General features: G+C 62.6%; 21 protein-coding genes and 1 pseudogene. 8 read left to right on the forward strand and 14 right to left on the reverse strand.

Features of this window, described 5'->3' with window-relative positions:
• Window positions 1-121: 121 nt before the first annotated feature.
• Genes D1F64_RS07155 through D1F64_RS07165 form a run of 3 tightly spaced genes read right to left on the reverse strand, consistent with a single transcriptional unit; the run spans window position 122 to window position 3,524 of the window.
• Window positions 122-1,579, reverse strand: a complete 1,458-nt coding sequence (locus D1F64_RS07155) for a glycosyltransferase family 61 protein (RefSeq protein WP_162901383.1) — start codon at window positions 1,577-1,579, stop codon at window positions 122-124.
• Between the two features lies 1 nt (window position 1,580).
• Complete coding sequence (locus D1F64_RS07160; RefSeq protein ID WP_117411870.1) at window positions 1,581-2,546, reverse strand: UDP-glucuronic acid decarboxylase family protein; 966 nt, start codon at window positions 2,544-2,546, stop codon at window positions 1,581-1,583.
• Window positions 2,547-2,594: 48 nt separating this feature from the next.
• A complete protein-coding gene (locus D1F64_RS07165; RefSeq protein WP_162901384.1) occupies window positions 2,595-3,524 on the reverse strand; it encodes a histidine kinase in 930 nt (309 codons plus the stop codon).
• 316 nt (window positions 3,525-3,840) lie between these two features.
• Between D1F64_RS07165 and rfbA the strand changes: the two genes are divergently transcribed.
• The 4 genes from rfbA to rfbD all read left to right on the forward strand — a co-directional run bounded on the left by rfbA (window position 3,841) and on the right by rfbD (window position 7,415).
• Window positions 3,841-4,731: a glucose-1-phosphate thymidylyltransferase RfbA gene (gene rfbA / locus D1F64_RS07170; RefSeq protein ID WP_117411872.1), complete on the forward strand. Its 891-nt coding sequence runs from the start codon at window positions 3,841-3,843 to the stop codon at window positions 4,729-4,731.
• Between the two features lie 79 nt (window positions 4,732-4,810).
• Window positions 4,811-5,380 (forward strand): dTDP-4-dehydrorhamnose 3,5-epimerase, encoded by a 570-nt coding sequence (rfbC, locus tag D1F64_RS07175; protein ID WP_248304652.1) that lies wholly within the window; start codon window positions 4,811-4,813, stop codon window positions 5,378-5,380.
• A 43-nt stretch (window positions 5,381-5,423) separates the two neighbouring features.
• Complete coding sequence (gene rfbB, locus D1F64_RS07180) at window positions 5,424-6,476, forward strand: dTDP-glucose 4,6-dehydratase (RefSeq protein WP_117411873.1); 1,053 nt, start codon at window positions 5,424-5,426, stop codon at window positions 6,474-6,476.
• A gap of 15 nt (window positions 6,477-6,491) precedes the next feature.
• Entirely contained in the window at window positions 6,492-7,415 is a 924-nt protein-coding gene (gene rfbD / locus D1F64_RS07185; RefSeq protein ID WP_346432306.1) for a dTDP-4-dehydrorhamnose reductase, read from the forward strand.
• 21 nt (window positions 7,416-7,436) lie between these two features.
• Here rfbD and D1F64_RS07190 read toward each other — a convergent pair whose 3' ends face one another.
• The 6 genes from D1F64_RS07190 to D1F64_RS07215 all read right to left on the reverse strand — a co-directional run bounded on the left by D1F64_RS07190 (window position 7,437) and on the right by D1F64_RS07215 (window position 13,373).
• On the reverse strand, window positions 7,437-8,462 hold the full coding sequence (locus D1F64_RS07190) for a hypothetical protein (protein WP_117411874.1): 1,026 nt from the start codon (window positions 8,460-8,462) through the stop codon (window positions 7,437-7,439).
• A 468-nt stretch (window positions 8,463-8,930) separates the two neighbouring features.
• Window positions 8,931-9,557 carry a class I SAM-dependent methyltransferase gene (locus D1F64_RS07195; protein ID WP_117411875.1) on the reverse strand — a complete coding sequence of 209 codons (627 nt, stop codon included), beginning with the start codon at window positions 9,555-9,557 and terminating at the stop codon, window positions 8,931-8,933.
• 57 nt (window positions 9,558-9,614) lie between these two features.
• Window positions 9,615-10,571 carry a glycosyltransferase family 2 protein gene (locus D1F64_RS07200; protein WP_117411876.1) on the reverse strand — a complete coding sequence of 319 codons (957 nt, stop codon included), beginning with the start codon at window positions 10,569-10,571 and terminating at the stop codon, window positions 9,615-9,617.
• Between the two features lie 79 nt (window positions 10,572-10,650).
• Window positions 10,651-11,457: a sulfotransferase gene (locus tag D1F64_RS07205; RefSeq protein ID WP_117411877.1), complete on the reverse strand. Its 807-nt coding sequence runs from the start codon at window positions 11,455-11,457 to the stop codon at window positions 10,651-10,653.
• Between the two features lie 67 nt (window positions 11,458-11,524).
• Window positions 11,525-12,388, reverse strand: coding sequence for an FkbM family methyltransferase (locus D1F64_RS07210; protein WP_117411878.1), 864 nt, complete (start codon window positions 12,386-12,388; stop codon window positions 11,525-11,527).
• A gap of 103 nt (window positions 12,389-12,491) precedes the next feature.
• Window positions 12,492-13,373: a glycosyltransferase family 2 protein gene (locus D1F64_RS07215; RefSeq protein ID WP_162901385.1), complete on the reverse strand. Its 882-nt coding sequence runs from the start codon at window positions 13,371-13,373 to the stop codon at window positions 12,492-12,494.
• A 509-nt stretch (window positions 13,374-13,882) separates the two neighbouring features.
• On the opposite strand from D1F64_RS07215, the pseudogene D1F64_RS07220 reads away from it, so the two are divergent.
• Window positions 13,883-15,063: pseudogene (locus D1F64_RS07220) on the forward strand (aminotransferase).
• 18 nt (window positions 15,064-15,081) lie between these two features.
• On the opposite strand, the gene D1F64_RS07225 reads toward D1F64_RS07220, so the two are convergent.
• A complete protein-coding gene (locus tag D1F64_RS07225; RefSeq protein WP_117411880.1) occupies window positions 15,082-16,419 on the reverse strand; it encodes a TIGR03808 family TAT-translocated repetitive protein in 1,338 nt (445 codons plus the stop codon).
• Between the two features lie 157 nt (window positions 16,420-16,576).
• Between D1F64_RS07225 and D1F64_RS07230 the strand changes: the two genes are divergently transcribed.
• The gene (locus D1F64_RS07230; protein WP_117411881.1) at window positions 16,577-16,846 is read left to right on the forward strand and encodes a hypothetical protein; all 270 of its coding nucleotides are present in this window, start codon (window positions 16,577-16,579) and stop codon (window positions 16,844-16,846) included.
• Between the two features lie 4 nt (window positions 16,847-16,850).
• Here D1F64_RS07230 and D1F64_RS07235 read toward each other — a convergent pair whose 3' ends face one another.
• Window positions 16,851-17,462 (reverse strand): peptidase C15, encoded by a 612-nt coding sequence (locus D1F64_RS07235; protein ID WP_117411882.1) that lies wholly within the window; start codon window positions 17,460-17,462, stop codon window positions 16,851-16,853.
• 1 nt (window position 17,463) lies between these two features.
• Entirely contained in the window at window positions 17,464-18,456 is a 993-nt protein-coding gene (gene meaB / locus D1F64_RS07240; protein ID WP_117411883.1) for a methylmalonyl Co-A mutase-associated GTPase MeaB, read from the reverse strand.
• A 216-nt stretch (window positions 18,457-18,672) separates the two neighbouring features.
• On the opposite strand from meaB, the gene D1F64_RS07245 reads away from it, so the two are divergent.
• On the forward strand, window positions 18,673-19,365 hold the full coding sequence (locus D1F64_RS07245; protein ID WP_205470686.1) for an EF-hand domain-containing protein: 693 nt from the start codon (window positions 18,673-18,675) through the stop codon (window positions 19,363-19,365).
• A gap of 47 nt (window positions 19,366-19,412) precedes the next feature.
• Here the strand turns inward: D1F64_RS07245 and D1F64_RS23195 are convergent, their stop codons facing one another.
• On the reverse strand, window positions 19,413-19,577 hold the full coding sequence (locus tag D1F64_RS23195) for a hypothetical protein (protein WP_162901386.1): 165 nt from the start codon (window positions 19,575-19,577) through the stop codon (window positions 19,413-19,415).
• Window positions 19,578-19,681: 104 nt separating this feature from the next.
• The gene (locus D1F64_RS07250) at window positions 19,682-20,638 is read right to left on the reverse strand and encodes an IS481 family transposase (protein ID WP_117411175.1); all 957 of its coding nucleotides are present in this window, start codon (window positions 20,636-20,638) and stop codon (window positions 19,682-19,684) included.
• Between the two features lie 169 nt (window positions 20,639-20,807).
• Between D1F64_RS07250 and D1F64_RS07255 the strand changes: the two genes are divergently transcribed.
• Window positions 20,808-21,570 (forward strand): IS5 family transposase gene (locus D1F64_RS07255; protein WP_117411885.1). Its coding sequence is split into 2 segments (ribosomal slippage): window positions 20,808-21,139 and window positions 21,138-21,570, totalling 765 coding nucleotides; the frame shifts between segments, so codons are not numbered across the junction.
• Window positions 21,571-21,681: the final 111 nt, after the last annotated feature.

Raw genomic sequence — 21,681 nt, forward strand, 5'->3', positions numbered from 1 at the left:
TTGCGGCCGAATTGCGTCGCCGGTCCCGCGATCTGCGACCGTTATTCCGTTGGGATAGCCGTTGGCCGCGCCGGGCAGGGGGCTCAATTTCAGGGTCATGCCTGGCTGTAGCGGATGGCGTTCAGCAGCGCGCCGGTTCGAGGAATTCCTCCAGACAGCGCGTGAAGCGCTCCACGTCGAGATTGAAATTCTCTCGCTCGAGCATTTCATTCTCCTCGATATAAGCCGAATAGCCCAGCCCGCCGACAGCGCTGAGATCCATGTAGCAACGGATGCGCGGCACCAGCGCGGCCGGAATGATTTCCAGCACCTTCGTCCCTTTCCGGGCGAACATGAGATTGGTCAGCGCGGCGCCGTGAATGCCGACGATGGCGTCCGCGCCGGCGAAGATCTCGGCCTGCTCGGCGATCGTGCGGCCGGACATGAGCACCGGCTCGATGTCGTGCCGCTTGAGCTCGGCAAGCAGCGCCTCGCGGTTGAGCAGCCGCCGGGTGCCTGCGTCGCCGCGATCGACGAAGATCGCCCGGCCGCGGCCCGGCGCGCGCGGCGCGGACGCGGCACGCGCCTCGATGAGGTCGCGCAGCTCGAAGAAATATCCGTCGATGCGCGTGTCACGCGGTGTGAGCTTGCGGTTGAACTGCGGCAGATAGGCGTCGGCGAGCACCAGGGCGTCGGCCTCGTGAATCGTGCCGACCTGCGATGACAAGCCGAGATAATCAATCGAGGAAGGGATGAAGGCGTTTCCGAACGTCGTGATGTCGACGGGTCGGGCGGGCCCGTCCCAGCGGCTCGCCAGGATCTTCGGCAGGAACTCCGTCATCCAGTGATAGTAGTTGTCGATGCCCTTGCGCTGCACCACCAGCGTCGGCCGCTCCACATAGGCCTGGCGGCCGCCCCGCATCGCGCGGGTGATCCAGCGCTGATGGACGCGCAGCGAGTTCTCGCAATATTCCTCAACGGACCCGCGGCCGAGCGCGACGACCGGCCCGTTGCGCACCACCATGACCGACGCCACCCGACTGACCTCGGCGCGATCCTCGATCGGGATCTCCGTCGGCGCCGTTACCGCCTGCAAGAACGGCGCGTGCGCGCCCGTCGCGATCTGCGCAAGGTTCTCGATCGCCGGTGCCAGCCAGCGGCTGGCAGGGCGAGCCGGTGCGCCGTTGCCCGACGGCTCCGCCGGACGCGCCAGAGCTGCGAGCGGCACCATCTTTTCGGTTGTGAGCAGGGTCGAGACGTCGAAGCTTACCTTGGACGGTGGGCCCGCCAGCACCACTCGTTCGGGCAGGATCTCCAGGCGGAGCGAATGCTGCAGGGGGCCGATGAAATGGTCGGGAATCGTGTAGTCGAAGCCGCAGCGGTCCGACGCGAAGCCAAGTTTCCGGGCGACGTCGGGTCGCGGCAGCACCGCGTTCAGGACGCAAAGTTCGAGATCGTCCATATAGACCGCGACCCGCGCAGGCATGTCACGATCGGAACCGACGGCCCAGCCTGTGAGGCGATCCCCCTGCACCGCATAGGCACCTCTCGGACCATTGCCGAATTTCGCCATAACGGTCGTGGCAAGTCTGTCGACCAAGCTACGCTTCACCTTCTCGAAGCCTCTTGAACCACGCGATTGCCTTTTCCAGACCGGCCTCCAGATCGACCTTTGGTGACCAGCCGAGGAGCGCCTTCGCCCTGTCAATGTCCGGTGATCGTCTCTTCGGATCATCCTCGGGCAACGGACGATGTACAAGTCTTGAGGAACTGCCGGTCAGCGTGATGACCTTCTCCGCCAGTTCGCGCATTGAGAACTCGCCTGGATTGCCGAGATTGACCGGGCCGATGTCATCGTCCGGATGGTCCATCAGCCGCACCAAACCCTCGACCAGGTCGTCGACGTAGCAGAACGAGCGGGTCTGACTGCCATCGCCGTACAGGGTGATCGGTTCACCCTCCAGCGCCTGAACGATGAAGTTCGACACCACACGGCCATCGTTGGGATGCATGCGCGGGCCGTAGGTGTTGAAGATGCGCGCGACCCGCACCGACAGCTTGTGCTGGCGATGGTAGTCCATGAACAGCGTTTCGGCAGCGCGCTTGCCTTCGTCGTAGCAGGCGCGGGTCCCGATCGGGTTCACATTGCCCCAGTAGCTCTCCTTCTGAGGATGCTCGATCGGGTCCCCGTAGACCTCCGACGTCGAGGCCTGAAGAATACGCGCGCGCAGGCGCTTGGCCAGGCCCAGCATATTGATCGAGCCGTGCACCGACGTCTTGAGAGTTTGGACCGGGTCTTTCTGGTAGTGAATTGGGCTCGCCGGGCAGGCCAGATTGAAGATCCGGTCGACCTCGACGTAGACCGGGAAAGTGACGTCGTGCCGCATCAGCTCGAAACGCGGATTGTCGAGCAGATGCGCTACCGTTTCCCGCCGGCCCGTGTAGAAATTGTCGAGACACAACACCTCGGCGCCATCCGCCAGAAGGCGTTCGCACAGGTGTGACCCAACGAAGCCGGCGCCGCCCGTTACGAGGACGCGCGTGCGGCGAAAACGGTTTGTGGTCAAAACGGGAAACCCTTCGATCTGAGGTGCTGGCCGGAGACGTCGAGGCGTTCAGGATTCGAACGCACCCGACCGATACTTGCTCATAAAACCGGTCTTTTCCACGCAAAACGTGTCGATGACCTCGGTCACGATCGGATTGTAATAGGCATCAATCCGGGCTCGCATCGCCGCATCGAGAAAATTCAGCGGCGTGCCGACTTCGCGCTGCGGCATCATAGCCATGATCATTTGCCGCACCTTGCCCTTCGTGCTGTCGGGGAGATTGCTCTTGTTCACTTCCAGCATCAGCTTCATGGCGTCTTCGGAAGGCGAGGGATTGATCCGTCCGGCGGGCGGTGCGGGCACTCTCTTTTTCGATACTCCGACGAATTTCAGAATGTCGGAAAACACTGCGTTGCGCGCGAGTTGATCCTCGTAGCTGCACAGGTGGATCTCACCGTCGCCAATCCCGGTCTTCCAGCCTTTCAGCACGCTGGCGTAGTTCGCGCCGCGAGACGACTCCAGGATCGCATCCAGCCAGGGTCCGAAATCGCGATCCTGGCCGGATTTTAAGGCCTGCAGGTAGGATGACTGAAGCCATTGATCCGGCCGGCGCAAGACAGCGTAGATGGAGACGTCGCAGCCGGCGAGGCTTTCCATCCAGCTTGCAAAGAACGAGTCGGGAAATTCACCCCACAGATATTCCGAGCTGAGCAGCAGCGTATGCGCATTGGTGGATCGCGCTGCCGCCAATGCCTGCGTCATCATGCCCCGAAACCTGACCAAGCGCTCGGGCAGGGGATCGGGCAGGTCGTTGGAATGCATGCGAAACGCGGACGGATGCAGTGCGGCGGCGATGAGATGCTGCGCGCCCGACGCGATCCCGACGTTCGGATAGCAGACGCCATCTTGAGCCAGGCGTGAGGAGTTCTTATGAAGGTAATGCTGAAGGGCCGAGGATCCGGTCTTCGTCGCACCGATGTGAATGATGACTTTCATCGTCGCCGACATCTCGTTCCTTGTCGAACCGCGTAATCACAGTGAGGATGGTCCGCTCGGCCGAGCCGCACCTGAAAGAAATGACGGTCACAGACCCTGCCTCAAACATCAAGCCAAGGCCGGGATCGATGAAATGTGTAGCTGCGCAAGGCTATCAAATCAAGCGGCCGAAACAGCAAACAAGGATGCGGGTTGCGATGCTTGCAACAAACATTTTCTCGAATATTTTTCTCTGAAAAACTGCGGTTCGCGGTACGGTACACACCCCCACATATATATATATATAGACATTTTATAACAGACTGGGACCTCCCTCATGAAAGGCATCATTCTCGCCGGCGGCATGGGCACGCGGCTCAATCCGGTGACCCAGATCATCTCCAAGCAATTGCTCCCGGTCTACGACAAACCGATGATCTATTATCCCCTGTCGACATTGATGCTGGCGGGAATCCGCGAGATCCTGATCATCTCCACGCCGCAGGCGCTGCCGCTTTACGAAGGGCTGCTGGGCGACGGCGCGCATTGGGGGCTCACGCTCTCCTATGCCGAGCAGCCAAGCCCCGACGGCCTCGCCCAGGCCTTTGTGATCGGCGCGGATTTCATCGGGGGTGATCCGTGCGCGCTGGCGCTGGGCGACAATATCTTTTATGGCGCGGGCTTCACCAAAACGCTGATCGACGCGGCGGGGCTGAAACGCGGCGCCAGCGTTTTCGCTTATCCGGTCGCCGATCCGCGCGCCTTCGGCGTCGTCGAAATGAACGCCGCGGGCAAGGCGATTTCGCTGCAGGAAAAGCCGGACAAGCCGAAGAGCAACCTCGCGGTCACGGGGCTGTATTTCTATGACGGTGACGTGGTCGATATCGCCCGCTCGATCAAGCCGTCCGAACGCGGCGAGCTGGAAATCACCTCGATCAACGAGGTCTACATGCGCCGCGGAGATCTCAACGTCATCAAGCTGCAGCGCGGCACCGCCTGGCTCGACACGGGAACCGTGGACAGCTTGCTGGCGGCGGCCAATTTCGTGCAGACGGTGGAATCCCGGCAGGGCTACAAGATTGCCTGTCCCGAGGAGATCGCCTGGCGTCTGGGGCTGATCAGCCGCGCCGAGGTGCTTGCCCTCGCCGCCGCATTCCGCAACAGCTATGGTGACTATCTGCAGACGGTCGTCGATCAGGAGCCGGACGGTCCACAGATCGATTTGTGACCTCCACGGCAATCGTGCATGGTGCGCGCGCCGCAACGAAAACACATAGCGGACTGTACCCAGGAAGGCTGAAAACTCAGTGATCGTCGAAGAGTTCATGATCCCCGGCGTGGTCGCCGTGACTCCCGCCAAGCACGCCGACGCGCGCGGATTCTTCTCCGAGGTCTACAACCGCGAGCGCTTCCGCGAGGCCGGTATCGAGGCGGAGTTCGTTCAGGACAACCACTCGCTCTCCACCCGGCGCGGCGTCATCCGTGGCCTGCATTTCCAGAGCCCGCCGCACGCGCAAGGCAAGCTGGTGCGAGTCACGCGCGGCGCGGCCCTGGATGTCGTCGTCGATATCCGCCACGGCTCGCCCACATTCGGCCAACATGTGGCGGTGGAACTGTCGGCGGAGAACTGGAAGCAGCTCTGGGTACCGCCGGGACTGGCGCACGCCTTCTGCACTCTGAGCGACAACGTGGAGTTTCTCTACAAGGTCACGGACTACTACGCGCCTGAGTGTGACTTCGGCCTGGCTTTCGATGATCCGGCCCTGGGCATCGAGTGGCCGGTCGCTCCAGGCGATGCGATTCTCTCGGAAAAGGACCGGGCGCATCCGCGCTTGCACGACCTGCCCGCCTATTTCACATTCGGGAAAAATTCCTGAACGCCGGTCAGCGGCTGCGGGCAGCACAACAACGGGAGCGGCGATGAAGATCCTCGTCACCGGCGGCGCCGGGTTCATCGGCTCGGCGGTCTGCCGCTATCTGGTGAGCGAACGCGGGCTCAGCGTGGTCAATGTCGACAAGCTGACCTATGCCGCCAATCTCGCCTCGCTGTCATCGATCGAGACGGACGCGAACTACCGGTTCGAACGCGCCGACATAACGGATCGCGCGGCCATGGACGCGATCTTCGCCCGCCATGCGCCCGACGCCGTGATGCATCTGGCGGCGGAAAGCCATGTGGACCGCTCGATCACCGGCGCGGCGGACTTCATCGATACGAACATCGTTGGTACCTACCAGCTCCTGGAAGCGGCGCGGGGTTACTGGGAGAGCCTTGACGGCGCGCGGCGCGACGCTTTCCGCTTCCTGCACGTTTCCACGGACGAGGTCTACGGGTCCCTGGGGAGCGAGGGACTTTTTCACGAAGACACGCCCTACGATCCGTCCTCGCCCTATTCAGCCTCAAAGGCCGCCTCCGATCATCTGGCAATCGCCTGGGGGCGGACCTACGGCCTACCCGTGATCGTCTCCAACTGCTCCAACAACTACGGCCCCTATCACTTTCCCGAGAAACTGATCCCGCTGGTGGTGCTCAACGCACTCGAAGGCCGGCCGTTGCCGATCTATGGCGACGGCTCCAACGTGCGCGACTGGCTCTATGTCGAGGATCATGCGCGCGCGTTGTACCTGCTCCTCAGCAAGGGACGGGTGGGTGAGAAATACAACGTCGGCGGGCGCAACGAGCGCAGCAATCTTCAAGTGGTGGAGCGGATTTGTGGGCTGCTCGACGCGCATGCGCCAAAGAACCACCCGTATGCCGATCTGATCACTTTTGTCGATGACCGGCCCGGACATGATGCGCGCTACGCCATCGACGCGACCAAGACCGAACGCGAGGTTGGCTGGCGGGCGCAGGAGACCTTCGAGACGGGGCTGGAGAAGACCGTCCTGTGGTATCTTGAGCAGGAATCATGGTGGCGACCGCTGCGCGACGGGCGCTACGCGGGTGAGCGCCTGGGACTGCTCAAGAGCTGACGGGAAAGGCCCAATATGAGCGTGAGGCTTCTCGTGATCGGGAGGAACGGTCAGGTCGCACGGTCGCTGGCGGAACGGGCGCAAGCGCGCGGATTGCCGCTGCTGGCGCTTGGGCGGGCGGACTGCGATCTGGCGTCGTTCCACGACCTGCCCGCGCAAGCCGACGTGTTCCGGCCGACAATCGTGATCAACGCCGCCGCCTATACGGCGGTGGACGACGCGGAAGACAATGCAGAGGCTGCGTTTGCGGTGAACGCACGGGGCGCGGGCAGGCTGGCCGAGGCCGCCGCCCGCCGCGGCCTTCCCCTGCTGCATCTTTCCACAGATTACGTCTATGACGGCACCAAGCCGGCTCCTTATGTGGAGAGCGATCCGGTCAACCCGATCGGGGTCTATGGCAAGAGCAAGCTCGCCGGCGAAGAGGCCGTGCGGACGGCACACCCGGGCGCTCTGATCTTCCGCACCGCATGGGTCTACAGCCCGTTTGGGCGCAACTTCGTCAAGACCATGCTGCGCCTGGGGCGCGATCGCGATTGCGTGAGCGTCGTCGACGACCAGTACGGCTCGCCGACCTCGGCGCTCGACATCGCGGACGCGCTGCTGGATGTGGCGCAACGGCTCGACCGTGACCGGGCGGATGATCGCGGCGGCATCTACCATCTCGCGGGCTCCGATCCGCAGGGTGCCTTGAACGCGACCGGTGCAACCAGCTGGTACACATTCGCTCAAGCCATCTTCGAGGTTGCGAACAGCCTCGGCGAACCGCCGGTCCGCGTTGAGCCGATTCCGACACGGGAGTTTCCCACCAAGGCGGGCCGGCCCGCCAATTCACGGCTCGATTGCGCCAAGCTGGAAGTGGATTTCGGAATCCGCCTGCCGCCGTGGCGCGACAGCGTGGATCAGGTGATCAGGCGGCTGATTGCCGAGACAGTCGCCTGAGCAGGGTCTGAAACGACAAACCTATCCGGCCTCGAACTCCAGACGATCGCTCCAGAATCGCCGCTGCGCCCGCGGATCGTTGAGCGTCTGCGCGTACGCGCGCGCGGCAAGCTGCATCCGGTGCAGCGAGTGGACATCTCCCAGCGCCTTCTCTGTGGCCGCGACCCAGGCATCGACTGTGTTCTCCGCCAGCATGCCGGTTATGCCGTCCGCCACATGATGGGCATAGTCCCAGTCCGCGCTGAAGATGCCTGGAGCGCCGAGGACCGCGTGTTCGATCAGCTTGTTGAGCGAGCGGCCCTGATTGAACGGCACGTCCAGCATCGGATAGAGCGCCAGGTGGTAGCGCCGGCGCTTCAGGCTCTGCCGGTACAGCCACCATGGCTGCGGCCTCAGCCGCCGTACGCGGGGGTGCGTGTCGAGCGCGTTGCCCACGGGCTTGGAGGATATCAGCGTCATCCGAACCCGGGGATCACGCGCGAGCAGGCGCGCCATGACGTCGAAGATGAAGGCCCGGTCCGCGCCGTGCGTCACCGATCCCAGGTAGGCGACATCGATGGGACCGCCCGCCTCAATGCGCGCGAAATGCTCCGCGCCCGCGAGAGGCTCGGCCCAAAAGGGATCGAGAACCTGCGTCGCCTTGCCCATTGCGTCATACGTCCGCGCCAGATGCTCCGAGCAGACGACAATCGTCTCGGCGCGCTCGACCAGTGCCTTGTGCTGGCCATCGCGCAGGGCCTTCAGCCTGTCGCGATAGTCCGGCGGCAATGAGGAATCGCGCTCGGCGACGGCCAGATCGTCGTCGATCACATAGCTCAGCCGCAAATCCGGATCGCGCAGGATCGCGTCGACCACCGCGGGCGCGTCGCGCCGACAGACAACGGCATTCCGGCCGCAAATGAAACTGTTGGCGCCAGCACGCTCAATCGGGGCGTGACCGAAGCCAAATGGCAGCTTGCGGACATAGGGACGGCAGGCATTGAGAAAATAGAGGTCCGTTGTCGGAATGGCCTGGAGCGCCGGCGCAATCAGGCCAAGAATCCCCACGCGAACGCCTCCTTGAAAACGAGCCCACGTGTGTCTGTAAAGAAGGCCGGTCTGAGCGGCAAGGGCTCAATTTGCGAGGAAACCGCATCTTGCGGCCGTAGAACAAAGTCGCTTGAGCCGCACCGGGTTTTCCGGAGGGCGCCTGAATTGGGTCGTGCGGCCATGAATGGCGCGTCCGGCATGGCGCGGTGAGGCTCCCCGAATCCGGCCCAGAAAGGTCCGTTGACCGTTTCGGCGGGCGCGTCGTCCGGATGGCGCGGCAGCCGGCATCTGGATGAGCTGGAAAGGGCGTATAGTCATATTGTGCACCTCCATGCCCGGATCGCGAGATCGGAGACAAAAGTCGACGCCAACGACCATCACCGAACGGCCATCGGTTTTCTTGTGAGTTTTCCAAGTATTTCAGAAATGACCCGTCAGGCCTCCGGTGCGGTTTTCGTATTGTAAGCTTCGGAGGCTTTGGGAGGGCTATCGTTTCACGGTGCATCTGGCGAGCTGGCAGGTGCTTATTCCCTCGCGCAACTCCACGATACGATAATCGACTATGTCGAGACGCTGCTCAGTCAGGTATTCTTTGAACTCTGCCTCATTCCACTCCCTGACATGCGAGCGGTTGGCTGGCGGGCCCATGTCCGCTGGCCCGCGGCGCAAGTCGCGTTCCGGCGTGGATAGAACAATATGCGCGCCAGGGGCCGCCCATTTCCTGATATAATCTATCAGGCAATCAGGATCGAACAGATGTTCGATCACATCGGCGCTGATGACCAAGTTAAATCGAGATCCCAGGTCAGCGTGAGGCTGTTCGATATCGTCCTCGACCCAGTGAATGGTCTGATTGCGCTTTCGGCAAAGCTCGATCGTTTCCGCCTGGTCGACACCCGTAATACCGATGCCTGTTGGAAGAATATATTTCTCCAACTTGTAACCAAGCCCGCACCCGACATCAAGAATTGAAGACGGTTCTTCAAGTTCTATAAATGATTTAACGTATTCATATACCGATTTTTGGTAGATAAGAGACGATTCCTCGGAATACATTGGATTCGTCGGCTCAAGGTTGCACGAATAATTCTCTTTAATGCAATACGTTTTCATTTACCAAGGAGATCCACGTTCGGTGTTGTGCTGTGACACGGTGGCTGGTCGAGACAGTCATATGGAATTCAAGGACAGCATCGTATCTCTGACGGTGGTTTCCCGCACAGCACAGCCAGCGCTGACGCGCTGTTCCACGATGTCGTTGTCGACCACGATCCAGCGCTCGTAATATTCTTCCGCGTCGCGCTGAGAAAAAACCTGCGACGCATCCTTCCACGCCTGTTTGGGGAAGGGAACCTTGTTGCCGGTAATCCAGGTATCCGGTTCCCAAGCTAGTTTCCGGTATTTTTCCAGCCAGCGGATGGGGCCCATGAACACAAAATGATAGTGAAATCCGAGAGATTCGGTCACCAGTTGTGCCGGAGCGGTGTCGTGCTCCTGGCGACGGCGGATCCAGCTGTGAGCATCGCGCGGCTCGATGTCGCATGCCGTGCGGACGATGGACTTGCCAATCCTGTGGCCCGCCCATTTCTCCAGCCGCCGAATCTGCCCCGTCGTCGGGTCCAGAATGTCTCGCTCGAAGGTCTGGTTGCGTTCCTGGAAATATACCTGGTGCCAGAACGGGCGGTCTCCGGCTTCCCGCGTCGGAATGACCTCTTTGGGCCGAAGATGGATCAGTTCCGTATCTGGCCTCGCGCGCTCGAGCAAGGTCAACAGATTGCCTCTCTCACGCAGGGTCGCGCCGGCATTGTCGGCCCATGCATATTCATCAGGGTCGATATGGATGAGCCACTCGAAGCCATCCGCCCGCGCCAGCTCCAATGCCTGCGCCGCGCAGTCTTTCTGATGCTCCGGCAATCCCGGGCACTCTGCCGGCCGGGAGTGTTCGATAGCGTCCACCCAGGGAAAAGACGCCAGCACATCCCTGGTGCCGTCGGTGCAATGATCCAGGAATACATAGGCCTTCGAGACGCCCTGATGATGGTGATATCTCAGATGATCGGCAATGACTTCGGCTTCATTGCAGACACACATGATCAACGCGAGTTTGTTGGAAGCGGATGGCGTCATAGGGTGTTATAGTCCGGTATTCCAGTCGTCCAACATTGCGCGTTGTCTTCTTGCCGCTACAGATAGCCCAATTCATGCATCAGTGCGATGGCCTTTGGGGGGCTCCTTCCAGCAACGAGTGGTCGAGAGCTGTTGACCGCTTCGTTGGATTGATCATTGCCTCCAAGGTGGAAAGCCAGTCCGCATCCCTGGATATTCCGACAAAATCGGAAATGCCTTCCAGTGCTGTGCCCGGATCGGCAATGAGATCTTCGTAAAAGATTTCCGTGTAGTTGCTGGCAGGAATCCGTGTCGCCTCATCGCGGGTCCGGCGGATGGCATGTTGCCACCTGTTGAGATATCCCGAGAGGGGCTGCGGCGTCGCTTCAATGACCGAGTAGTAGTTGTTGAATGCGGCTGAGCACCACGTCGCCTCACCAGACGTCACAATCCATTGAAATCCGGGATGCTTCGACATTGAAAGAGCGACATTCAGTCCGTTTCTTATGATATGCAGAAACTTGCATTGCGGCCAGACGGTCTGTATCTGTTGCATGAAGAAGCCGTAGTCTGGCGTCTTGTCGGCCCATATCGATTTGTTCTCGAGGCGGGCCATGTGGTAGCCGACGCCATCGCAAAATTCGCGTACCGTGATGTCGTCCTTGTCCCTGAAAATGTCGTCGAGCTCATCTTGGCTCAACGGGACCACCGGGGCGCCAGTGGTGTGCGTTGTTTTCAGAAATATGTGAGCCAATTCAGCGGGTGAGCATTTGCCCATGCCGGCGTATTCATACATCCTGGGAAACCAATGTGTCTCGCGATGGACGAATACATCGGGGTGGCTGTCAAGCGTCCGTCGCAGCAGGGACGTGCCACAACGCCCGGACCCGACAATACAAAAGCGCATGCTTATCCCTCATTCCACGAAACTGATCTGACGCCGGCAGCCTGCCGCCGATGGAGGCAATCGATTGTCACGATGCGCCTTCGCCCTGTGTGCGATCGTACCCTGATATCGCCGCGCGGTGGGCCGATTGCTTGGCGTGGGTGTCGTACCAAGATGGGTGTACGAGCCTGCGCAATCGCGGCCAATTGTGTATACGTTTATGCAGATTGGGAATAACGCCATAATTGCCAAAAAGAAAGTATTTTATGTAAATCTTGAAGTATACGAGGAGCGCTATTCTCCTGGACAACCAGATTCCGGGCGCCTCCTCGCCAAACAAACCGGAAGACTCGCTCTCGAACGCATGATCGACATATTTGCCTTCGCGCGGAGGATTTGGGCAGCGTTGATCGCTGATATCCGATTGCCGGACCACTTTGAAGTGCGAGTATCCAAGCCGCTCGAACAGGTCGAACTCGTATTTGAGCTCCTTCCAGGATGTCTTGGTCGATTCTATTGAAATATACTTGGGTGTTGTCGGGCTGCCCAGAAGCCCTTCGAGGCACAGGATATCGCTGCCCTCGATGTCGATCTTGAGATAGTAGGGGACGCCATAGGTTTCCAATATTTGCGAAAACGGAACGCCGTCGACGATGATTTCGTGGGCCTTGGAGCCCATCCGCTCATTCCGTTCGACCCAGTTTTTCTTGGTTGTTCCCCAGACGGTGGATTTGCTGCTCACATAAAAGGTGGTCGGTCCGGGATCTTTGACAATCGCCACATTGAGGATCGTCAACTGCCCGGAATCGAGAAAGCCTTTCAGGCGATCTTGCGCGAACGCGCAAAGCTCCGGATTGGCCTCGATGCCAACGACGCGAAAACCTTTTTTGAGGTAGTATTCAGCGTCCTCCCCCTTGTGCATGCCTGCGTCGATTATCAGGTCATCGATCATGGCTGCTTGTCTCGTCCTCGTGTGTTTCTTGATCGGAACGCTTGTTCGGCCTGAGGGTAGTCAGGATGGGGGGGGTGGGTGCGCGCGGATATCCTCGCTGGCACTAGCCTGCGACAAGGCTGTTGGCGCGAAAATACGTTTGTATCGTGAAGTCCCGAATCACGGTTGCGGACGCCTCGTCCGCCCTGAGCCGTGCAGCGCTGGGGAGCACTTCCTCCAGCACCTGATCGAACTTGTCCTCAAGGATCATCCGGTGCCAGCGCCGCCAATGCCATCCCACGCCTTCGTGAACGGGCGGGTTCGCCGCATAGGCCGCGCCGCCCTTGAGAATCTTTTCGTGGAACAGATCGACCGATCGAACGGGGAAGTGATAGATGGCGATTTCGGATTCTTCGCGCGCCGCTCGTCCCTCATACCTTGCGGAATGATTGCCCTGCGTCACGGCAACCAGCCCCGTGGCGCGAGTCATGACTTTGGGCGCGATATTTTGATAGTAGAGCGGGCAGGGCAGCACGTCGTGCAGAGGGTCGGCGCGGAATTCCATCGGATGGGGCGTCGCGATCCGGTGAACGATGCGCTGGTGCCAGGGGCCTGATGCCTCATCGTCATAGGCATAGACCATGTTGCGACGACGGCAGACGAGGACATTCGCCGCCGTCGAGACCAGACAGTCCTTCAGGTTGCCACTCGGAGGCATCCAGAATTCGTCGGCATCGTTGTTCAGGATCCAATCCGCGCCGAAATCGTCGCGCGCCATATGGGCCATCCGCGTAACCCACTGTGCTTGCGCGAACGTATGCTCCGGCTCGTCGATGACGCGCACTACGCCCCGGCGCTCGTATTCCGCCAGGACGTCGCGGGTGCCGTCCATCGACCCATTGTCGGTGGCGATTATATAATCAACACCGTGCGCCAAATGATACTCGATGTTTTCGCGGATGATATCGCTTTCGTCGCGAACCAGCAGCGTCATCAGCAATTTCAACGAGCGATCTCCCGATAGGTTGGCGATGCACCCACATGCAAAGATGGTCCGGGTAAGGAGCGTCTGCCCCAGGCTCCCGTGAGGAGTGACGACGATAGATATCCGATATTGATAAGTCCATATGCGCCGCCACATCGTCGGCAGCGTTCCACAGCACCAACTGCGTTCCAAGCTCAGACGCGCGCGTTACACAATGGCGCCGCAACCGAATCCGGAGCCGGGTTGCCGGCAGGGCGGTCACCCCGTTGCCTGCATGGGATTGAAGCGTCACCGTCGATCCGGCATCCGATACGTCAAATCGGATGGTCGGCGATGCGGCCCGGCGTGATCAGATCTGCTTCCGTCCGGTGCGCTTCCTGGAGTTGTCCGGGAAGGCCCGTGTCGGCCGACGCCGGAAATCTCGACGAGCAATCGCGGACGGACGCGGCGACAGGTGAACCGTCGATTTTCGCTTTGCCGGCGGCCGGGGTCGTGCCTATAGTCCGCTCCTCTTGGGCGGAGGCGGCAACATGAAACCCACCAATTCCATTTTCACCGGCTTGGCCACCACCGTGTTCGAGACCATGTCGCGGCTGGCGATCGAGCACGGCGCGATCAACCTCGGCCAGGGCTTTCCCGACGTGGACGGACCCGAGGATGTGCGCCGCGTGGCGGCCGACTCGCTGATCGAGGGGCCGAACCAGTATCCGCCGATGCTGGGCGTTCCGGAACTTCGCCGGCAGGTCGCCGAGGCCAACAAGCGTTTCTACGATCTCGATGTCGACTGGCAGCGCGAGGTGATGGTGACCTCGGGCGCCACCGAGGCGCTGGCCGATAGCCTGATGGCGCTGGTCGAGCCCGGCGACGAGGTGATCCTCATCGAGCCGCTCTATGATTGCTACCTGCCGCTGGTCAAGCGCGCGGGCGCAACGCCGGTTCGGGTGCGCGTGACCCCGCCGGAATGGCGGCTGGATCTTGAGGCGCTGGCGGCCGCGTTTTCGCCGAAGACCAAGGCGATTCTGCTCAACAATCCGATGAATCCCGCCGCCAAGGTTTTCACCGAGACTGAGCTCGCCGGCATCGCGCGGCTTTGCGTCCAGCACGATGCCTACGCCATCTGCGACGAGGTTTACGAGCACCTTTTGTTCGACGGCCGCAAGCACCAGCCGCTGATGGGGTTTGACGGCATGCGCGAGCGCTGCGTGCGCATCGGCTCGGCCGGCAAGACGTTTTCGCTGACCGGCTGGAAGGTGGGCTACATCACCGCCGCGCCCGCGCTGCTGGAGCCGATCGCCAAGGCGCACCAGTTCGTCACCTTCACCACGCCGCCCAATCTGCAGAAGGCGGTCGCCTTCGGGCTCGCCAAGGAAGACAGCTATTTCATAGGTCTTTCGGGGAGCTTCAGGCCAAGCGCGACCGGATCGCGGACGGACTGTCGGCTCTCGGCTTTGACGTGATGCCGTGCGAGGGCACCTATTTTGTCACCTGCGACGTCTCTGGCCTCGGTATCGGCGACAATGACGTGGAGATCTGCCGGCGGCTGACGGTCGAGGCGGGCGTGGCGGCGGTGCCGGTCTCCGCCTTCTACGTGAGCGATGCACCGACCCAGTTCGTGCGCTTCTGCTTCTGCAAGCGTGACGACGTCATCGACGGCGCGCTCGAGCGCCTGAGTGTGTGGCTCGAGGGGCGCCGGGCGGCCGCTGCCGGATAGTGCGCCACGGAGCGGCGGTCAGTCGACCCGGTTGCCGGTGACGGTCAGATGCGGCCAGTCTTCCGGGGTGACCGCGAGGTCTCCAGTCGCCGCGTCGCGCCAGCGGTAGCCGATGATGGCGCCGCGTTCGGCCTGCGAGATGACGTTGTTGGCGATCACCGCCGAGCCGGCGCCCTCGGCGACCGACACGCCGATGCCGGTGCCGGCCTGGCGGATGACGTTGCCCGTGGCCGACACGTTGCGCAAGAACGGTCCCCAGCCGAGGTTGATGCCGAAGGTGGGGGCGTTCTCGATGACGTTGCCGGTCACCGCCGTGTCGGCTTCCACCGCGATGCCGATGCCGGCGCCTTGCGAGGGATCGTCATAGGGGATCGTCGTTTTCAGGTTGCGCACCACGTTGCCGTGACAGGTGGCCAGCCGGCCGTCCTGGTCGAAATTGGAAATCGAGATGCCGGTAGCCGCCCCGTCGACGAGATTGCCGGAGACCACCGCGCCCTGGAAGCCGAACTCGACGAAGATTGCGGTCTCGCCCGAACGCAGGCAGGAATTGGCGCTCACCTGGACGTTGGATCCCGAATTGACGCGCACGGCGGTGAACGCGCAGTCGGCCATGCGGTTGTCGGCGATCAGCACGCCGTTGCCGCGATAGACGTTGATGCCGTTGCCGTTCTGGCCCGAACCGCCGCCGGCCGCGCCGATGCGCTCGATACGGTTGCGCATGATGAGCGTGCCATCCTCGCCGTCCTCGCTGCGAAACACCAGAATGCCGCCGTTGGCGCAGTCCGTGATGGTGTTTTGAGCCAGGCTCATGCCGGCGCCATCGAGACTGAAGATGCCGGCTTCGGCCGCGCCCGAGATCGTGCAGCGCTCGATATGGCCCGCGCAGCCGAGCAGCGACAGGCCGGAGGCGCCACTCGCGGTGATCGTGCAATCGTCGATCGCCAGCCTCTCGACATGGGCGAGATACCCGAGGCCGGTGTTGGACCCGGTCACGGGCAGTCCGCCGCCGTCAAGCGTCAGGCCGTCGAGCGCGATGAACGCACCGCCGTCGCAACGAAGCAATTGTCCCGGCGCGCCGCTGTAGGCGATCGTGCTGGCGCCCGGAACGCCGGTGAGCCGTGCGTGCGACGGAAGCCGCAAATTGGCGGCCGCGTAGCGCCCTGGCGGCAGATACAGCGGCACCCGCTCGGATGCCGCATGGTCGATGGCGCGCTGAAGGGCGGCGCTTTGATCGTCGCTGCTGTCCGCAAGGATGCCGAGATCGGTGGCGGAGATGGCTCCGGCGCCGGTGGCGAACGCGCGGGCAGGGGCTGCGAACATCGCGGCGCCGGCGAACAGAAAGGCGCGGCGGTTCATGGTGTCCTCCAGAAACAGGTCTCACCCGCGACACGGGGTGCAATCGGGATGCCGTTTCCTGTGTAGCGGATTGGCACTGATTTGACACCGCTCAAGGTGGGCGCTGGTCAGATCGGCCATGCTTGGAACATGCACCAACGGGAGGTGGGAGGAGCGCATGATTTCGCTGGAGGACTGCATTGCGCTGAGTGGGCTGGATGAGGAGGAAATCCTGGCGCTGGCCGAGCATGAACATTTGCCCGAAATGGCCGCGGCCGCCCTGGGCAACTATCTGCTGCACAGGCATCATGGCGCCGATCACATCCGCCGGATGATCGAGGACGATATTCGCGACGCCCGCGCGCGCGGTGACTGGGCCCATGCCAAGGTGTTGTTCGCCGCCCTGCGTCATTTCCTGCATGAACATCGCGCGGAGCTGGAAGCCTGACGGCTCAGCGGTTTAGATGCGCGCTCACGGTCGCCAGGACCGCGCGTGCGGCGCGGGCCTGGCCTTCCGCGTCGGGCCGCGTGTCGGCAGGATCGCCGGCGCCCGGCAGCGGCATGTGCATGAAGACCGACGGAATGCCCTGCGCAAGGCTGGTCCATAACGTGGCGTTGCACAGATAGGCGCCCGCGTCGCGTGAAACGCGGGCACGCACGCCGCATGCCTCGACAGCGGAGACGAGCCTGCCTGTCGGCAGGGTCGAGGATCGGGCCAGGGGGCCGCCGGGAGCCAGAAGGCTGTGGCCGGGGCGGCAGCACCCGGCGGCGTCGAGGCCACTGGCCGCGTTGCGGGCCCGGCTCTCGATGCACACCATGGCGCGCCGCGCGGCGACGCCAAAATGCACCACGGCATCGGGGCGGTGGGCTCCATAGAGCGCCGGCAGTTCGGCCTCGAGCATTGCCCAGGTGACGGGGAGCAGATGGCAGCGCATCTCGATGCCGGCGCCGGCCAGGGGATCCCCGGCGGCGAGATTTGCGATCAGCGCCTCGGTGGGGTTCGCCGGCACGCCGGGAAAGGCGCCGAAGCCGGTGACCAGCAGGGTCTTCGGCTGCGTGCCCATCCTACAATCCCATCAGCTTGGCGATCTGGCCGACGGCGCGCGAGGCGGAGAGCCGGCCGTCGCGCACCGACGCCTCGAGTTCGGGCAGGCGGGCGCCGACAGCAGGGTTGTTGCGCAGCGCCTGCATCATGCGGTCTTCAAGCATCGACCACATCCAGGCGACCTTCTGGGTGGCGCGGACCTTCTGGAAATCGCCGCTTGCCGTCGTCTTCTCGCGATGCATCTCGATCTGCGTCCACATCGTATCCAGCCCCTCGTTGGCGAGACCGGAGATGGTGACGACGGGCGGCGTCCACACGGCGCTGCGCGGCGCGAGGATGTGCAAGGCGGCGCGGTATTCGGCCGCGGCGGCGCGCGCACGCGTGGCGCCCTCGCCATCGGCCTTGTTGACGGCGATCATGTCGGCGATTTCCAGCACGCCCTTCTTGATGCCCTGCAATTCGTCGCCCGCGCCCGGCAGCATGAGAACGAGAAAGAAATCCACCATTTCGGCGACGGTGATCTCGGACTGGCCGATGCCGACGGTTTCCACCAGCACCACGTCGAAGCCTGCCGCCTCGCACAGAAGCATGGTTTCGCGCGTCTTGGCCGCCACGCCCCCCAATGTGCCGGAGGAGGGCGAGGGCCGGATGAAGGCGTTGGGGTCGATAGCCAGTTGCGCCATGCGCGTCTTGTCGCCGAGGATCGAGCCTCCGGTGCGGCTGGAGGAGGGATCGACAGCCAGCACGGCCACCTTGTGGCCTTTCGCGGTCAGATTGGAGCCCAGCGTGTCGATGGTGGTCGACTTGCCGACGCCGGGTACGCCGGTGATGCCGATGCGCCGGGCGCCGCCGGTATCGGGCAGCAATTCCTGCAGCAGGGCTTCGGCCATCTCGCGGTGGGCGGGCTTTCTGGATTCAACCAGTGTGATGGCCCGCGCCAGTTTGGCGCGTGCGCCCGCGCGGATGCCGGCGGCGAGGTCAGCGATGCGGGCGGAATCGGTTGTCTTGACCATACATCCCGCATAGCGCAAAGCGGCCGCCAGGTCACCTTGAGGATGCGTGTTCGAAGCTGAACGGCTGCCACCGGGCCGCTCCCGGCCGCGCGCCGCCGGACGGACGGATCACAAACGAGGGTGTTGATCTGCGTCATTCCGCCGGATTTCCGAACCTCCTAGACTTCAGCAGGCTTCGGAACGGAGGCCACGGGGGACAATATGAGGAGCAAGGAAATGACGTTTGTTAAACCTCTGATCGGCGCCGCGGTGCTGCTCGTGGCAGCCTCGGGCATGGTGAGCGCGCAAATGAGCGGTCCCGGCTACGGCCAGGGATATGGGATGGGACAACAGCCGGTGATGCCCGGACAACAGCCGATGATGCCGGGCTACGGCATGGGCCAGGGCTACGGAATGATGGGCCAGGGCTACGGCATGATGGGCCCGGGCTACGGCATGATGGGCCCGGGCTACGGCATGATGGGCCCGGGCTACGGCATGATGGGCCCGGGCTACGGCATGATGGGCCCGGGCTACGGCATGATGGGCCCGGGTTACGGCCAGCGCGGCATGCATCGCTTCGCTGTGGTCGACGCCGATGGGGACGGAATCATCAGCGCCGATGAGGCGGCCTCCGCCGCCGAGGATGTTTTTACCGCCATGGACGCGGATGATGACGGGGCGCTGACGCTTGAGGAATTCATGGCCGTGCGTATGGGGCCGCAATACGGCTGGAACCAGGCTCGTCAGGCAAGCCGGCAGGAGGCCAAGCAGGATCGCTTCGGCGCCATGGACGCGGACGACGACGGCAAGGTCACCAAGCAGGAGTTCATGGATGCGGCCAAAGCGCGGTTTGAACAGGCCGATGGCGACAGCGATGGCAAGGTGAGTCCTTGGGATTTCCGTCGGCATCATCGTCGCGGCTGGTAGTTCGCCGGGCCCGCCGGCGGCGGTCACGCACGGCGTCGTGCGCCGCGTCAGCCGCCGGCGGCAAATGCGAGGGCCAGCGCGCTCAGCAGCACGAGGATGGGCGAAAAAGCCTGGACCAGGATTGCGGCGAGCACCAAGGCGAAGATCAGCGCCAGCCGCAGGGCGCTGATCTGTGGCGGGTCGCTCCACGTAGGATCGCGTCTCGGGGACATTGCCCACTCTCCACCGGACGGCTCGGATCGACCGTTGCGGCAAGGATAATGCGTCCGGGCTTTGCTGTCCCGGCAATATGCCGGCCGGCGACACCTGAGGGCAGCTAGATGTGGAGCCTCAAGAGGTTGTCCTCGGTTAGATCGAGTCGACTGATCGGTGTTTTGGATTTTAGGCTGCCATGTGGCCGGTGCCAATTGTAGCGGTGTAGCCAGATCGGCAGTTCGGCTGCGCGATGGCGTGACGTTGGGTAGGCGATGGCATAGGCCCATTCCCGCAACGCGGTCTGTATGAAGCGTTCGGCCTTGCCGTTTGTCTTGGGCGTGTAGGGTCGGGTGCGGATGTGCTTGAGGCCGAGATCGCGGCAGGCTTTTGCGAAGGCTTTCGATTTGTAGCAGGCGCCATTGTCGGTCATGACGCGGGTGACGGTGACGCCCAGGCTCTCGTAATAGGCGAGCGCGGCGCGCAGGAAAGCGACCGCACTGTGTTTCTTCTCGTCGGGCAAGATCTGGCTGAAGGCGATGCGCGAGGCATCGTCGATGCAGACATGGACAAACTCCCAGCCGACACCGCGGCTGTTGGACTGGCCGGTGCGATCGCCGGTGATGCGGTGGCCGACGCGGTCGAACCGACCGAGTTTCTTGATGTCGATGTGGATCAACTCGCCCGGATGCTGGCGTTCATAGCGGCGCACCGGTTCGGCCGGATCGAGGTCCTTGAGCCGGGAGAGGCCTGCCCGCCGCAGCGCCCGGCTGACGGTGGCCGGTGACACGCCGACCTCCCGAGCGATGTGCTTACCTGTCCAGCGCTGACGGCGCAGGGCGATGATGCGTTCACAGAGGAGCGGATCGGTTGCGCTGGGCATCCGGCCTGGCCGAGAGGAGCGGTCGACCATGCCGGCCGGGCCTTCCGCCCTGTAGCGTTCGGCCCACCGGGCAACGATCTTGGCCGACACGCCATAGACCCGCGCCGCCTGGGCCCGGGAAAGACGACCTTCAATGACCGCTTGGGCCATCTCCCCTCGACGCAACGGTGTCAGGCGGGCATTCTTGTGGATGTTCATTCGGACCCTCCGATGCGTGCTGAAGCGTGGTAACTCCAGTCTCCTCGGTCAGGTCCGAATGGACAACCTGTTGAAAGCTCACATCTAGGCTGTAGTGACAATTTAACGTCACTGGGGGATTCCCTTTGAGGCGCAAATCAGATTCAAGGCTGACTTTTGGAGGTCGGCTTTGGAAGGCGAAGTTCTACGCGACGATCAATGGGAGCAGATCAGGCCGTTTGTTCCGGGCGGCCTGAAGGGCAAGCGCGGCCCGCGCAGCGACGGCCGACGCTTCTTCGATGCGATTTTGTGGCTGGCGCGTTCCGGAGCGCGCTGGCGGGATCTGCCGGAGGATCGCTTCGGCCCCTACCAGACCGCCAAGCGGCGCTACTACCGCTGGATCGAGGCGGGTGTGTTCGACCGTTTGTTCGAGGCGATCGCGAGCGATCCGGACATGGAATGGCTGTCGATCGATGCCACCGTCATCCGCGCCCAGGCGCAGGCCGCCGGAGCGCGGCGTAAAAGGGGGGCCTGAAACCCAGGCTCTCGGCCGCTCCCGCGGCGGCTTCGGCACCAAGCTGCACGCCGTCGTAGACGCGCTCGGTCTGCCGGTGCGCTTCGAGCTGGGACCGGGTCAGCAGAACGACATGGCGCCCGCTTGCGAGCTGATCGAGGGCTTGGCGGTGACACAGGTGATCGCCGACCGCGCCTATGATGCCGACCGGCTATACGACCTCATTCTCGAACAGGGCGGCGAGCCGGTCATCCCGCCGCGCCGGCATCGCAGATACCAGCACGACTACGACAAGATTGCCTACAAGAACCGGTGGGGCATTGAGGGCTTCTTCGCTAAGCTCAAGCAGTGGCGCCGCATCGCAACCCGCTACGACAAGCTTGCCGCCAACTTCCTAGGCTTCGTCAAACTCGCCAGCATAATGCTCTGGCTCAAATGATTAAATTGTCACTACAGCCTAGAGCGTTTCCTTGTTAAATGGAATCAATTCTGTTGGTCCAAACCGGTTCGATCCGCGAGGAAACGGGCGAACGGCGTAGCCCATGCTACG

The sequence above is a fragment of the Breoghania sp. L-A4 genome (assembly GCF_003432385.1).
Classification (GTDB): domain Bacteria; phylum Pseudomonadota; class Alphaproteobacteria; order Rhizobiales; family Stappiaceae; genus Breoghania.